Consider the following 14,451-nt stretch of genomic DNA (forward strand, 5'->3'; position numbering starts at 1 on the left):
ATTTCTCGCCGGGTTACCGACCGGTTCAGCTCAGTCGCGAAACGGCGCCGCCCGTTCCGAGGACTCCGGCCAGGTCATCGGCCAGACGCCGCGCCTCCGCGGGGTCCAGCTCCGCGACGGTGATCCGCAGCCCGGGCGGGGACTGCAGCCGGTACCGCGCGCCGGGCGCCACGACCCAGCCCCGCTGCACCAGTGAGGCCAGCACGGTGGTCTCGTCCGGCACCGGCACCCAGACGTTGAGCCCGCTCGCCCCGTGCGCCGCGATCCCGCGCGCGGCCAGGTCGTCGATCAGCGCGTCCCGGCGCGCCCGGTACGCGGCGGCGACCCGCCCGGCCGGCGCCGCGTCGGTGCGCCACAGCTCGGCCACCGTGCACTGGAGCAGATGACTGACCCAGCCGGCCCCGAGCCGCTGCCTCCCGAGCACGCGACCGATGGTGTCCTCGTCCCCGACGGCGACCGAGAGCCGCAGGTCCGGCCCGTAGGCCTTGGCCGCCGAGCGGACCACCGCCCAGTGCGTCGGACCGGCCCCGGCCAGCGGGTGGTAGGGCTGGTCGACGATGCCGTGACCGTGGTCGTCCTCGATCAGCAGCACGTCCGGATGGCCGGCCAGCACCGCCCGCAGCTCCTCGGCCCGGCCGGCGGTGAGCACCGCCCCGGTGGGGTTCTGCGCCCGGCTGGTCACGACGACCGCCCGGGCCCCGCCGGTCAGCGCCTCGGCCAGCGCGCCGGGCAGCGGACCCGCGTCGTCCAGCCGGACCGGCGCGGCCCGCAGGCCCAGCGCCGGCAGCAGGTCCAGCAGGCTCCCCCAGCCCGGGTCCTCGACGGCGACGGCGTCGCCGGGGCGCAGCCGGGTGGCCAGGATCCGCTCGATGGTGTCGAGCGAGCCGGAGGCGACGGCGATCGGCCCGGCCGGCAGGCCGTCGGCGGCGAAGCCCGCGCCCGCCAGCGCGAGCAGGCCGGGGTCGGCGGCCGACCCCCCGTAGCGCACGGGGGCGCGCCGGGCGGCCTCGGCGGCGGCGGCGAGGGCGGGGGTGAGGTCGGGCAGCAACGCCGGGTCGGGGTTGCCGTTGGAGAGGTCGCGGGCGTTCGGCGGGACGGGCAGCCGGAGCTGGTCGCGGGGGGTGTGGGGCGGTCGGGGGCGGATCCGGCTGCCCTTGCGGCCGGCGGTCTCGATCACGCCGCGGTCGCGGAGCAGCCGGTAGGCGGCGGCCACGGTGTTGGGGTTGACGCCGAGTTCGGTCGCGAGGTCGCGCAAGGGGGGCAGCGCCGTGCCGGGGGCCAGTCGGCCGCTGCTGACGCCCTGCTCGACGTCGGCCGCGATTTCGCTGGCACGCCGACCGGTGATCCGATAGTCTCCTAGCACAAAACAGATTATGCACTAGTACATAGAGGTTGTCATGTCGACCAGGCCGGACGGCGAAGCGTCCTACCCGCGCACCCCGCGCACCACTCCCACCCGCTACAAGGACCGCGCCACCTGGGAGCGGGAGGCGATCCACGCCATCCTCGACGCCACCTACCTCTGCCACCTCGGGTTCGTCGCCGACGGAGCCCCGGTCGTGCTGCCCACCATCCACGCGCGGGTCGGCGACCGACTCTACGTGCACGGCTCCACCGGCAGCCGGCCGCTGCGCGGGGCCCGGGGTGACCAGGGCCTGCCGGTCTGCGTCACCGTCACCCTGGTCGACGCCCTGGTGCTGACCAAGTCGGCGTTCAACCACTCGATCAACTTCCGCTCGGTGGTCGCCCACGGCACCGCCCACCAGGTCACCGATCCCGAGGAGCTGACGACCGCGCTCGACGCCCTGGTCGACCAGGTCGTCCCCGGCCGCTCCGCCGAGGTCCGCCCGGCCAACGCCAAGGAGCTCGCCGCCACCGCCGTGATCCGCCTCGACCTCGACGAGGTCTCCGCCAAGACCCGCGCCGACCTCGCCGACGACGACGCCGAGGACCTCGACCTGCCGCACTGGGCCGGCGTCGTCCCGGTCACCAGCGGCTACGGCACACCCGAGCCGGACGCCTCCACCACCGTGCCCCTCCCCGCCAACGTCCGCGACCTGACGGCCTGACGGGGGCGCACCGATGCTGATCCGGTCCTGGGACCGCGGCGACGAGGCCGAGTGGCGGGCCTGGCTCGCCGAGGGGCGCGACTTCGGCCTTCTCGCCGCCAACGGCGGACCGGGCCGGGGTCCCGTCCTCGTCCCCACGCACTTCCTGCTGGACGCCGGGCGCGGCGAGATCCTGCTCCACCTCGCCGCGCCCAACCCCCTGCTGGCCGCCGTCCGGGACGACCCGGAGGTCACCCTCGCGGTGACCGACGACTACGCCTTCGCGCCCGGCCACTGGCGCGGCGAGCCCGGCACGCCGACCAGCTACTACGCCTCGGTCCACTTCCACGCCACCGCCGAGATCGTCGAGGACGCGGCCGGCAAGGCGGAGATCCTCAACCGCCAGCTGGCGCACTTCCAGCCCGAGACCCCGCAGACCCGGGTGGTCCCCGGCGAGGGCGAGTTCGGCCGGCTCCTCCCGGGCCTGCGCGGGCTGCGGCTGACGGTCCGCGAGGTCCGCGCCAAGTTCAAGTTCGACGACAAGAAGCCGCCGGCCGAGCAGTACGCGCTCGCCGACCGGCTCGCCGCGCGCGGCCTCGGCCTGGACGCGGGCACCCGCGCGCAGTTGCTGCGCCGCAACGCCCGGCGGGCCCCCCGCCCGTAGCGCGCGCCAACCGCGGGGCGCCCGGCCGACCGGTCGCCCCGGCTCCCCCACCACACCCGTACCCCGGTCACCCCGGTACCCGCATGGAACCCGGGTCCCGGGGTATCCGGGCTGACGCCAAGTCACCCGATCAGCCCGTATTCGGGCGGAACCCGCCCTCCGCTGGTCGAATGTGACACGAATCCTGCCCGCTCGGCCGTGGGGCGGGCCGTCCATCCCGGGGAGCGCACGTGTCCAGAACCCATACCCATCCGGCCTCCGGTGAGGCCCACCTCGGACACGTCGTCTTCATCTCCGCCGCCGCCGCGATGGGCGGTTTCCTGTTCGGCTACGACAGCGCGGTGATCAACGGCGCGGTGACGGGCATCCAGAAGCACTTCGACGTGGGCAACGGCGAGACCGCCTTCGTGGTGGCCATCGCGCTGCTCGGCTCGGCCGCCGGCGCGGTGGCCGCCGGGCGGCTGGCCGACCACCTCGGCCGGGTCCGCACCATGCTGCTGGCCGCCGTCCTGTTCGCGATCAGCGGCGTCGGCTCGATGTTCCCGCCGAGCATCGAGGTGCTGGCCACCTGGCGGGTGGTCGGAGGCGTGGCGATCGGCATCGCCTCGGTCATCGCGCCGACCTACATCGCCGAGGTCGCCCCGACCGCCTACCGCGGCCGGCTGGCCTCCTTCCAGCAGATGGCGATCGTGCTCGGCATCACCGTCTCCCAGCTCGCCAACTGGGCGCTCAACCAGGCGGCCGGGGGCGAGTCCACCGGCCACCTGGGCGGCGTCCAGGCCTGGCAGTGGATGCTCGGCGTGGAGGCGATCCCGGCCATCGTCTACGGGCTGATGGCACTGGCCATCCCGGAGTCCCCGCGCTACCTGATCGCCGACCGGCGGGAGGCGCAGGCCCGCAAGGTGCTGCTGGAGGTCGAGGGCGAGGGCGTCGACCTGGACGCCCGGGTGGCGGAGATCCGCGGAGTCCTGGAGTCCAGCCACAAGCCGCGGCTCAAGGACCTGCTGGGCGGCCGGTTCGGCCTGCTGCCGATCGTCTGGGTCGGCATCGGTGCCTCGGTCTTCCAGCAGTTCGTCGGCATCAACGTGATCTTCTACTACTCCTCCTTCCTCTGGCAGTCGGTCGGCATCAACGAGTCCAACTCGCTGCTGATCAGCCTCTCCACGTCGATCGTCAACGTCATCGGCACGGTGATCGCGATGGCCCTGGTGGACCGGATCGGCCGCAAGCCCCTCGCCCTGGCCGGGTCGGCCGGTATGGCCGTCGCGCTGGCCACCGCCGCCTGGGCGTTCTCCTACCGGCACGGCACCGGCGACGCCGCCACCCTGGACGACGCCCACGCCACGGTCGCGCTGGTCGCCGCCCACGTCTTCGTGTTCTGCTTCGCCTTCTCCTGGGGCGTGGTGGTCTGGGTGCTGCTCGGCGAGATGTTCCCGAACCGGATCCGCGCGCTCGCCCTGTCCGTCGCCGCGTCCGCCCAGTGGATCGCCAACTGGGCGATCACCGTCAGCTTCCCCGACCTCGCCGACTGGAACCTGTCGGCGACGTACGTCATCTACGCGGTCTTCGCCCTGCTCTCCATCCCGTTCGTGGCCTTCTGCATCAAGGAGACCAAGGGGCGCTCCCTGGAGGAGATGGGCTGAGCTCCGACGTCCATGCCGCCGCGCGCGGCCCGTCCCCGAGAGGAAGCCATGCCCGACCAGCGCGGCTCCCGGCAGAACACCGTCTTCCCGAGCGGCGGCCGTGAGGCCCACGGGTACCTGGCCCGCCCGCCGCAGGGGCTCGGCCCCGGCCTGGTGCTGGTCCAGGAGTGGTGGGGGCTGACCCCGTACCTGGCCGGGGTCGCGGACCGGTTCGCCGCCGAGGGCTTCACCGTCCTGGCGCCGGACCTGTTCGGCGGCGACACCACCCACGACCGCGCCGAGGCGGCGCGGCTCGAACGCGAGCTGCCGGTCGAGCGGGCCGTCCAGGACCTGCGCGGCGCGGTCGGCCACCTGCTCGGCCTGGAGGGCGTGGTCGGCGACGCGGTCGGGGTGGTCGGCTTCTGCATGGGCGGCGGCTTCGCCCTCCTGCTGGCCGCCGCCGAGGGCGACCGGGTGGCCGCCGCGGTGCCGTTCTACGGCCTGCCGCCCGACCGGGAGTTCGAGTACCGCGGCCTGACCGCGCACGTCCTCGGCCACTTCGGCGAACACGACCGGTCCGTCCCGATGAAGGCCGTCGACGAGGCCGCGATCCGGATCGGGGAGGCCACCGACGTCCGTCCGGAGATCCACTTCTACCCGGCCGGCCACGCCTTCATGAACGAGGAGGACCTGCTCGGCACCTACGACCCGCTGCAGGCCCGGACGGCCTGGCTCCGCACCGTCAGCTTCCTCTGGGGCCACCTCGGCTGAGCGGTTCGGTAAGGGGCGAAACTCGCTGGACAGCTGACCGCTCCCCCGGCATAGTCGCCGGGTGCAGAGCCCACCCTCCCCCGTGCCCCGGCCCCGGTTCGCCTGGGCGAGCCGCAACTTCCGGATCCAGACCGCCGCCACCGTGATCGGCGGCCTCGGCAACGCCGGTGCCCCGATCGCCACCGCCTTCGCGGTCCTGGAGGGCGGCGGTTCCACCACCGAGGTCGGCTACGTCACCGCGGCCCGGCTGCTGCCCACCGTCCTGCTGCTGGTGCTCGGCGGCGCCCTCGCCGACCGGTTGCCGCGCCACCACGTCATGGTCGGCGCCAACCTCTTCAGCGCGGCAGCGCAGGCGGCCCTCGCCGCGGTCGTACTGACCGGCGGGGCGCCGCTCTGGCAGCTGATGCTGCTCTCCGCCGCCGGTGGCGCCGGGTACGCGTTCTACGCCCCCGCCGCCGGGGGCATGGTGCTGGAGAGCGTCGCCCCGGAGCACGCCGCCCGCGCCTTCTCGGTGTACCGGATGGGCCTCAACGCCGCCCAGATCGGCGGCGCGGCGCTCGGTGGCGCGCTGACCGCCGCGGTGGGCCCCGGCTGGGTGCTCGCCCTGGACGCCGGCTGCTTCCTGGTCGCCGCGGCGCTGCGGTTCCTGCTGGAGACGGTGCCGCCCGTGGCGGCGGCCGCGGGCGGCGGCATGCTGCGGGACCTGCGCGAGGGGTGGCAGGAGTTCGCCTCCCGCCGCTGGCTCTGGGTGATCGTGCTCCAGTTCTCGGTCCTGGTGGCCTGCATCAGCGCGGTCGAGGCGGTGTACGGGCCCATCGTCGCGAAGGAACGGCTCGGCGGGGCCCGCGACTGGGGGCTCGCGATGGCGGCCTACGGCGTCGGCCTGGTCGCCACCGGCGTGCTGATGGCGCGCTGGCAGCCGCGAAGGATCCTGCTGGTCGGCAACTGGGGCGTCTTCCTGTTCGGGGTGCCCGCCCTGGCGCTGGCGGTGTCCGCCCCGCTGCCGGTCCTGGCCGCGTCGATGTTCCTGTCCGGCGTGGGGGTCACCGTCTTCGGCGTCAACTGGATGATCGCGCTCCAGCAGGAGATCCCGCCCGAGGCGTTCTCCCGGGTCGCCGCGTACGACGAGTTCGGCTCGCTCTCGCTGGCGCCGCTCGGCACCGCGCTGGCCGGACCCGCCGCCGGGTTGTTCGGCCTCTCCGGCGCGCTCTGGGCCTGTGCCGCGCTCTCCTTCCTCCTCAGCGCGGTCGTCCTGCTGGAGCCGCAGGTCCGCCGGCTCACCAGACGCCCGACCGCCGGCCCCACCGCCGCCGACGCCCAGGGCGCACCACGCACGGCAACCGCTCCCACCCTCTGACGCGCCCCGTGCGCCCCCGGATGCGCCCTCCGGTGGGCAACCACCGGAGGACCCGGCTCGTCCGACCAGGTGACGACGAGTGAGACCTGGGGGGCGCCCGATGCCGAAGCCACTGCTGTTCCTGGACGTCGACGGAGTGCTCAACCCGGTCTGCCCCGGACCGGAGACCGACTTCGACGCGCACACCATGCTCGGCTACACCGTGCTGCTCTCCCCCCGGCACGGCACGTGGCTGCGCGAACTGGCCGCCGGCTACGAACTCGTCTGGGCCACCACCTGGGAGGAGCACGCCAACGCCCACATCGCCCCGGCGATCGGCCTGCCGGAGCTGCCGCTGGTCCGGTTCACCGGCTACACGCCCCAGCCCGGCGACCCGCGCGTCCCGTTGATGGAGCTGTTCTCCGCCCGCAAGTGGGCACCGCTGCTGCGCTACGCGGCCGGGCGGCCGTTCGCCTGGGTCGACGACGTCATCCCCGGCCGGCTGGTCCGCAGCGCACTCTGGCGCCGCGACCGCGTGTTGCTGCCGATTGATCCGGGCCGGGGCCTCGAACGCCGGCACGTGGACCGGCTGCTGGCCCGGCCGCCGCGTCCCGCCACCCTGCGCCTGCGCACCACCCGACCCACCACCCGACCCACCACCCGACCCGAGGCCGGTTGACCTCCCGGCCCACCGCGCCCACCGCGCCCACCCGCCCGGGCCGCCCTTGCCCCGCCCGGCCGCACGCGGCGGGCCTCACCCGGTCGGCAGCCAGCTCACGTGCCCGGCCAGCAGCGCGTACCCGACGAAGGCCACCGTGTCGATCAGCGCGTGCGCCACGACCAGGGGCATCACCCGCCCCCACCGCCGGTAGAGCAGGCAGAACACGACGCCCATCACGATGTTGCCGACCAGCCCCCCGACCCCCTGGTACAGGTGGTACGAGCCGCGCAGCAGCGAACTCGCCACCACCGCGGCCGGCCACGACCAGCCCAGCTGCCCCAGCCGGCGCAGCAGGTAGCCGAGGACGACGACCTCCTCCAGGATCGCGTTCTGCCAGGCGGAGGCGAGCAGCACCGGAATCCGCCACCACACGTCCGGCAGCCCGGACGGCGCGACCGTGAGGTTGTAGCCGGCGGCCTGGGAGGCGAGGTACAGCGCCAGTCCCGAACCACCGATCGCCGCCGCGACCGCCGCACCCCGGCCGAGGTCGCGCAGCTTCTGCCCGAGGTCGAATCCGAGCACCCGCAGCGCCACGCCCTCGCGGACCAGCAGGTAGCCGACCAGCACGACCGGCATCAGCCCGCGTCCGACGTAGTACAGCTGCCAGAGCAGGTCGAGCCAGGGCCGGCCGGGGGCCCGTGAGCCGTTCAGCGTGGCGACCTGCCGGCCCAGGTTGAGCGGTTCGGTGAGCGAGCCCGCGAAGCTGATCAGCGCGCCGATGCCGCTGGCCCCGAGGGACAGGCCGAGAACGATCAGCAGCTCCGCGCCGAGCAGCCGGCGGGTGGGCTTCGCGGTCTGCGGTTCGGTCGGGACGGTGGTCACGTGGTGCTCCAGCGCGGACGGCGGACGGGCGTCGCTCCGGCCGTCGGCCGACCGCCGGAGCGGTCATCCTTCCACAGCGTGCCGGTGGGGTGTGCGGGGCGGATCGGCCCGGGGCCGCGACGGCTTCGTCCGGACCTTCGTCCGGACCGATCCCCGCGACGCGCCTATCCCACGGGCCAGGTGTGCACCGGCTCGCCGCCGCGCGAGTACTCCATGTACCGGCGGGTCATCGCCGCCAGGGCGGCCGGCCGGTCCATCCCGTACTGCTCGCGCAGCCGGTGGAACGTCGCGCTCTGCCAGGAGGCGCCGTTGGTCCGGCGCAGGCAGCGCTGCTCGATGATGCCGAGGTAGCGGTCCCGGTCGGCCGGCTCCACGCCCCAGGCGTCGAGTCCCTGGTGCGCCATCGGCAGCAGCTCGCCCAGCACGAGGTCGACGGCGGGCACCGCGGTCAGGCCGCCGCCGCGCCCGGCCCGGCCGTGCCGCGGCCACTGGAACACCGCGTCGACGCCGTACCGCGCCGCCTGCCGGAAGTTCTCGTCGGCCCGGTCGAACGGCAGCCTGGTCCAGATCGGCCGCGCCTGCTCGGCCAGCACCCGGACCACGCCGTAGTAGAACGCCGCGTTGGCGAGCGTGTCGGCGACGGTCGGACCGGCCGGCAGCGCGCGGTTCTCCACCCGCAGGTGCGGCACCCCGCCGCTGACGTCGTACACCGGTCGGTTCCAGCGGTAGATGGTGCCGTTGTGCAGCCGCATCTCGGCGAGCCGGGGGACCCCTCCGGAGCCGAGCACCTTCACCGGGTCCTCGTCGTCACAGATCGGCAGCAGCGCCGGGAAGTACCGCAGGTTCTCCTCGAAGAGGTCGTACGCCGAGTCCACCCAGCGCTCGCCGAACCAGGTGATCGGGCGCACGCCCTGGGCCTTGAGCTCCGCCGAACGGGTGTCACAGGCCTGCTGGAACAGGACCGGCCGGGTCTCGCGCCACAGCTCCCGGCCGAACAGGAAGGGCGAGTTGGCACCGAGCGCGAGCTGCGGACCGCAGATCGCCTGCGCGGCGTTCCAGACCGAGGAGAACCGCTCGGGGGTCACCTGCAGGTGCAGCTGGAGCGACGTGGCCGCGGCCTCCGCGACCATGGTGATGGACTCCAGCTGGAGGCGCTCGACGCCCTCGATGTCCAGCGTGATGTCCTCGCCCCGGGCGGCCAGGATCTGGTCGCTTAGCAGGCTGTACCGCTGGTTGTGGGACATCGCGTCCAGCCCGGTGTGGTCGTGCTCCAGGGTCGGCAGGATGCCGACCATCACGATCCGCGCCCCGGCCTCGCTCGCCCGCCGGTCGGCGTAGCGCAAGCCGGTGTCGATCTCCTCGCGCAGGTCCTCGAAGACGTGCCCGCAGAGCCGGTGCGGCGCGATGTTGACCTCGATGTTGAACCGGCCGAGCTCGGTCTGGAAGTCGCTGGACCCGATCGCGGTGAGCACCTGCGCGTTGTTCATCACCGGCAGGCCCTGCTCGTCGGCCAGGTTGAGCTCGATCTCCAGACCCATCACGGCCCGTGGTCGCTCGAAGCGGTCCTCGCGCAGCATCCGGCCGAACACGTCGAGGCTGGACTGCAGCTTGCGCCGGTAGAGCTGCCGGTCCGACAGGTCCGCCCGCGTCGCCACGACCTTCTCGCCCATGGTCCCCTCCTCCAGAGCCGCCCGGCCGAGCGACCGTGCAAGCATCATGCCCACCCCGAAGATCGATACCCGATGGCTTCGATTGGCTTGCAATGCAAGGAAACTGATGCTGTTTCAGCTAATCTGCCGACTTGCCCGACGCCACCGCCTGTGATAAACAGGTCACCCTGCGCACCTGTTCGAGTAGAATTCGCACTGCCCCACGGCCCGGCCCGCTTTCGCCCCGAGACCACCGTCGACGGCGGGGGCCTCGCCGGCACCGCGATCCTGCCCAACCGGACAAGGCCCAGGTTCCGTCACCGCCGACGCACCGGGCCATGCCGGTATGCCGCACTCGCACGCCGATCTCGCACGGAGAGGCGACTTTGCCATGACTCTGCAGACTCCCCAGCCCCCGCCCAGCGCGCTCCGCGCCGTCCTCGCCGCACTCGACTCCGAGACCGCGCTGCGCCAGCCCGCCGCCGCCGCGCTCCGTCATCCGACCGGCGCACTGCTCCCCGCCCATCCGCTCGCCGTCCACGTCCTGGACGGGCCTCGCGCCGATCTCGCCGCCGCCCGGCGGACGGGGTGGCGCTTCCTGATCAAGGACGGCGCCGACGTGGCCGCCGCGGCCGAGGTGGTGCAGGGGTCCGAGGGCCACACGTTCTCGCACTTCACCGCCGGCCCCTACCTGGACTCGACGGTCCGGGCGCTGCGCCAGGCCTGGCAGCTCGCCCAGTCCTCCCGGGCCCGCCGGCAGCCCAGGCTGCTGACCTTCCCCGGCCAGTACGCGACGGCCCTGTGGCTGCACGGCCCGGACGGCGACACCGGCTCGGACCTGCTGATCCCGCTGGCGCCGGCTCCGCTCGGTGTCACCGCGCACCGCACCTACCCGGCTGCCGAGCTCCTGCCGGTCCTGGCCCGTACGCCGATCGGGCGGCCGCTGCTGCTCGGCTCCCCCTGAGAGCGGGGCACCCGCCCCGAGGCCCGACAACCCGGCACCCCGAGCCACCACCCGGACCCGACCCGGGACCCGCCCGGTGTCCGGCCCCGGGACCCGCCCGGGTGCTCCGGTCCGGGGCTCAGCCACGCCCACCCCCCGCCCCTCCCGGCCACCGCCCGGCGAACACCCGGGTGGGCCATGCGGCATGGCCCGTCCGGGCCCGTCACCGGATGGCCCACCCGGCACCGGCCACGGTCCGCCGCCACCTGAACGGGTGATCTCTACCCGTTGGTTGTGGCGCATGTCACGAAATCGCTGCGCGCGCGTCCCCGGATGCCGACACTGGGAACCAGCGTGGAGGGACCTCCTGTCCTACCCACTTGAGTGCCGGTCCACACCTGGCCCGACACCGGACAGAATCCGACCACCGCGGCAGCGCCCGACGGCAGACCGGCGGCACCGTGTCTCGGGGAGGATCGCAGAGCGAAGCGAGGGTACGCATGTGCCAGCACCGTCCTGAGTGCCCGTCGGCCGAGTCCGAGGACCGCGAGGCCGCCGTCCCGGTGGCGTGCCACCCGGAGCAGGGCTGGAGCCTGCTCTGCAACGGCGTCCTGCTGTTCGAGGACACCGGCGAACTGCTGCCCGACGGCCGGGTGATCGCCCCGCGCCGCCGGACCGCCCACGCGCTCTGACCCGCCCGGCACCGGTCCGGACCACCACGGAACACAGGGCAGGGCCCCGGCGGAACGTTCCGCCGGGGCCCTGTCCACGTGTCCGCCGGCCGGCCGTACCGGTCCTGCGTCAGACGCCGTACTCGTCCAGCGGCGGGCAGGAGCAGACCAGGTTGCGGTCGCCGTACGCGCCGTCGATCCGGCTGACCGGCGGCCAGTACTTGTCCGCCGGGTTCACGCCCGCCGGGAAGACCGCCTCCTGCCGCGAGTAGCCGTGCGCCCACTCGCCCACCAGCGTGGCGGCGGTGTGCGGGGCGTTGCGCAGCGGGTTGTCCTCCGCGGCCCACTCGCCCGAACCGACCTTCTCGACCTCGGCGCGGATCTCGATCATCGCGTCGCAGAAGCGGTCGATCTCGTGCAGGTCCTCGGACTCGGTCGGCTCGATCATCAGCGTGCCGGCCACCGGGAAGGACATGGTCGGCGCGTGGAAGCCGTAGTCGATCAGGCGCTTGGCGATGTCGTCCACCGTCACGCCGGTCTCCTTGGTGAGCGGGCGCAGGTCGATGATGCACTCGTGCGCCACCAGACCGCCGGGGCCGGTGTAGAGCACCGGGAAGTGCGGGGCCAGCCGCTTGGCGATGTAGTTGGCGTTCAGCACCGCGACCTGGGTGGCGCGCTTGAGGCCCTCGCCGCCCATCAGCCGGACGTACGCCCAGGAGATCGGCAGGATCGCCGCCGAGCCCCACGGCGCCGCCGAGATCGGGCCGACACCGGTGGCCGGGCCGGCCTCCTCCTGGAGCGGGTGGTTCGGCAGGTACGGCGCGAGGTGCGCGCGGACCGCCACCGGGCCGACGCCCGGGCCGCCGCCGCCGTGCGGGATGCAGAAGGTCTTGTGCAGGTTCAGGTGCGAGACGTCCGCGCCGAACTTGCCCGGCTTGGCCAGGCCGACCAGGGCGTTCAGGTTGGCCCCGTCGACGTACACCTGGCCACCGGCGTCGTGCACGGCCACGCAGATGTCGGTGATCTCGGTCTCGTACACGCCGTGGGTCGACGGGTAGGTGACCATCAGCACGGCGAGGCTGTCGCGGTGCTGCTCGATCTTGGCCTTGAGGTCGGCCACGTCCACGTCGCCGTCGACCAGGGTCTTGACGACGACCACCCGCATGCCGGCCATCACCGCGGAGGCGGCGTTGGTGCCGTGCGCGGAGGACGGGATCAGGCAGACGTCACGCTGGGTGTCGCCGTTGGCGTGATGGTAGGCGCGGACGGCCAGCAGGCCGGCCAGCTCGCCCTGGGAGCCGGCGTTCGGCTGGATGGAGACGGCGTCGTAGCCGGTCACCTCGACCAGCTGCTGCTCCAGCTGGCGGATCAGGGTGAGGAAGCCCGCGGCCTGGTCGACCGGCGCGAACGGGTGCAGCTGGCCGAACTCCGGCCAGGTCACCGGCTCCATCTCGGTGGTCGCGTTGAGCTTCATGGTGCAGGAGCCCAGCGGGATCATGCCCCGGTCCAGCGCGTAGTCACGGTCCGACAGGCGGCGCAGGTAGCGCAGCATGGCGGTCTCCGAGCGGTGGCTGTGGAAGACCGGGTGGGTCAGGTACTCGTCCTCGCGCAGCAGGGCGGCGGGCAGCGCGTCGGCGCCCTCCGCCACCTCGACGCCCTCGACGCCGAACGCGGCCCAGACCGCCGCCAGGTGCTCGCGGGTGGTGGTCTCGTCGGTGGAGGCCGAGATCCGGTCCTCGCCGTCCTGGTAGACGTTGACGCCGTTGGCGCGGGCGGCGGCGGCGATCTCCGCGGCGCGGCCGGGGACGACGGCGGTGACGGTGTCGAAGAACTCGCCGTGCAGCAGCTCGACGCCGCCTGCCGTCAGGCCCTCGGCCAGCGCGGCGGCGTAGCGGTGGGTGCGGCGGGCGATGTCGGCCAGACCGTCCGGACCGTGGTAGACCGCGTACATCGAGGCCATGACGGCGAGCAGCACCTGGGCGGTGCAGATGTTGCTGGTGGCCTTCTCGCGGCGGATGTGCTGCTCACGGGTCTGCAGCGCCAGGCGGTAGGCGCGGTTGCCGTCGACGTCGACGGAGACGCCGACCAGGCGGCCGGGCAGCGAGCGGGCGTACTCGGCACGCACCGAGAGGTAGCCGGCGTGCGGGCCGCCGAAGCCCATCGGCACGCCGAACCGCTGCGAGGTGCCGCAGGCGATGTCGGCGCCGAGCGCGCCCGGGGACTTGAGCAGGGTGAGCGCCAGCAGGTCGGCGGCGACGGCGACGATCGCGCCGAGGCCGTGGGCCTGCTCGATCAGGGGGGTGAGGTCGCGGACGACACCGGTGGCGCCGGGGTACTGGAGCAGCACGCCGAAGACGCCGCGCTCCGCGATCTCGGCCGGGATGCCCTCGGACAGGTCGGCGACGACGACCTCGACGCCGGTCGGCACGGCACGGGTGTTGATGACCGCGGTGGTCTGCGGAAGCGTCTCGGCGTCGACCAGGAAGACACCGCCCTTGACCTTGGTGACGCGGCGGGCGAGCGCCATCGCCTCGGCGGCCGCGGTGCCCTCGTCCAGCAGGGAGGAACCGGAGGTGGGCAGGCCGGTCAGGTCGGAGACGATGGTCTGGAAGTTGAGCAGCGCCTCCAGCCGGCCCTGCGAGATCTCCGGCTGGTACGGGGTGTAGGCGGTGTACCAGGCCGGGTTCTCCAGCACGTTGCGCAGGATCACCGGCGGCGTGAAGGTGCCGTAGTAGCCCAGGCCGATCATCGGCTGGAGCACCTGGTTGCGGTCGGCCAGTTCGCGCAGCTCGGCGAGGACCTGCGCCTCGCTGCGGCCTGCGGGCAGGTCGAGCGCGGTGATGGAGCGGATCGCCTCGGGGACGGCGGCCGTGGCCAGCTCGTCCAGCGAGCCGTACCCGACCTGGGCCAGCATCTTCTCCTGCGCTGCGGCGTCGGGGCCGATGTGGCGGTTCTCGAAGGGGCTGGCCTGTTCGAGCTCGGTGAGGGTCGCGGGGGTGGTGGGGCGTCCCGAGTTCGGCTGGGCGTTCATGGTGGTCGAGGCCTCCTGGTCACGGACCGGCGGGGGTGCGCACGCCGGACGGCTTCGCCGCTGCGGAGAACAGCGGAGCGGCCTGGGCGGACGAACCCGACAGGCCTCCCCCTCTGTCATCGGGACCTGAGAGCTTCACCCGCGCGGGGGCACGGTGGGCGCCCCGCCGGCTT

12 protein-coding genes are annotated in these 14,451 nt (G+C 73.8%); 8 read left to right on the forward strand and 4 right to left on the reverse strand.

Annotation, left to right across the window (positions count from 1 at the left end; genetic code table 11):
• Positions 1–25 precede the first annotated feature (25 nt).
• Positions 26–1,363, reverse strand: coding sequence for an aminotransferase class I/II-fold pyridoxal phosphate-dependent enzyme (locus PUR56_RS21800; RefSeq protein WP_329950147.1), 1,338 nt, complete (start codon positions 1,361–1,363; stop codon positions 26–28).
• A gap of 34 nt (positions 1,364–1,397) precedes the next feature.
• Between PUR56_RS21800 and PUR56_RS21805 the strand changes: the two genes are divergently transcribed.
• The 6 genes from PUR56_RS21805 (at position 1,398) to PUR56_RS21830 (ending at position 7,120) form a co-directional block, all read left to right on the forward strand.
• Positions 1,398–2,069 carry a pyridoxamine 5'-phosphate oxidase family protein gene (locus PUR56_RS21805; protein WP_329877915.1) on the forward strand — a complete coding sequence of 224 codons (672 nt, stop codon included), beginning with the start codon at positions 1,398–1,400 and terminating at the stop codon, positions 2,067–2,069.
• 13 nt (positions 2,070–2,082) lie between these two features.
• Positions 2,083–2,712, forward strand: coding sequence for an FMN-binding negative transcriptional regulator (locus PUR56_RS21810; protein ID WP_329950148.1), 630 nt, complete (start codon positions 2,083–2,085; stop codon positions 2,710–2,712).
• Between the two features lie 230 nt (positions 2,713–2,942).
• Positions 2,943–4,355 carry a sugar porter family MFS transporter gene (locus tag PUR56_RS21815; RefSeq protein WP_329877919.1) on the forward strand — a complete coding sequence of 471 codons (1,413 nt, stop codon included), beginning with the start codon at positions 2,943–2,945 and terminating at the stop codon, positions 4,353–4,355.
• Positions 4,356–4,403: 48 nt separating this feature from the next.
• Positions 4,404–5,105 carry a dienelactone hydrolase family protein gene (locus tag PUR56_RS21820; RefSeq protein ID WP_329950149.1) on the forward strand — a complete coding sequence of 234 codons (702 nt, stop codon included), beginning with the start codon at positions 4,404–4,406 and terminating at the stop codon, positions 5,103–5,105.
• Positions 5,106–5,166: 61 nt separating this feature from the next.
• Positions 5,167–6,462, forward strand: coding sequence for an MFS transporter (locus tag PUR56_RS21825; protein ID WP_329950150.1), 1,296 nt, complete (start codon positions 5,167–5,169; stop codon positions 6,460–6,462).
• Between the two features lie 100 nt (positions 6,463–6,562).
• Positions 6,563–7,120 (forward strand): HAD domain-containing protein, encoded by a 558-nt coding sequence (locus PUR56_RS21830; RefSeq protein WP_329950151.1) that lies wholly within the window; start codon positions 6,563–6,565, stop codon positions 7,118–7,120.
• Positions 7,121–7,195: 75 nt separating this feature from the next.
• Here PUR56_RS21830 and PUR56_RS21835 read toward each other — a convergent pair whose 3' ends face one another.
• Positions 7,196–7,984 (reverse strand): CPBP family intramembrane glutamic endopeptidase, encoded by a 789-nt coding sequence (locus PUR56_RS21835; RefSeq protein ID WP_329950152.1) that lies wholly within the window; start codon positions 7,982–7,984, stop codon positions 7,196–7,198.
• A 164-nt stretch (positions 7,985–8,148) separates the two neighbouring features.
• Positions 8,149–9,654, reverse strand: coding sequence for a glutamate--cysteine ligase (locus PUR56_RS21840; protein WP_329950161.1), 1,506 nt, complete (start codon positions 9,652–9,654; stop codon positions 8,149–8,151).
• Between the two features lie 370 nt (positions 9,655–10,024).
• Here PUR56_RS21840 and PUR56_RS21845 point away from each other — a divergent pair, with 370 nt between their 5' ends.
• Complete coding sequence (locus tag PUR56_RS21845; protein WP_329877931.1) at positions 10,025–10,597, forward strand: hypothetical protein; 573 nt, start codon at positions 10,025–10,027, stop codon at positions 10,595–10,597.
• A 479-nt stretch (positions 10,598–11,076) separates the two neighbouring features.
• Positions 11,077–11,268, forward strand: a complete 192-nt coding sequence (locus tag PUR56_RS21850; protein ID WP_329877932.1) for a DUF5999 family protein — start codon at positions 11,077–11,079, stop codon at positions 11,266–11,268.
• A 109-nt stretch (positions 11,269–11,377) separates the two neighbouring features.
• Here PUR56_RS21850 and gcvP read toward each other — a convergent pair whose 3' ends face one another.
• Entirely contained in the window at positions 11,378–14,278 is a 2,901-nt protein-coding gene (gcvP, locus tag PUR56_RS21855) for an aminomethyl-transferring glycine dehydrogenase (RefSeq protein WP_329950153.1), read from the reverse strand.
• Positions 14,279–14,451 lie beyond the last annotated feature (173 nt).

The sequence above is a fragment of the Streptomyces sp. BE303 genome (assembly GCF_036290945.1).
In the GTDB taxonomy this organism is placed as follows: Bacteria; Actinomycetota; Actinomycetes; order Streptomycetales; family Streptomycetaceae; genus Kitasatospora.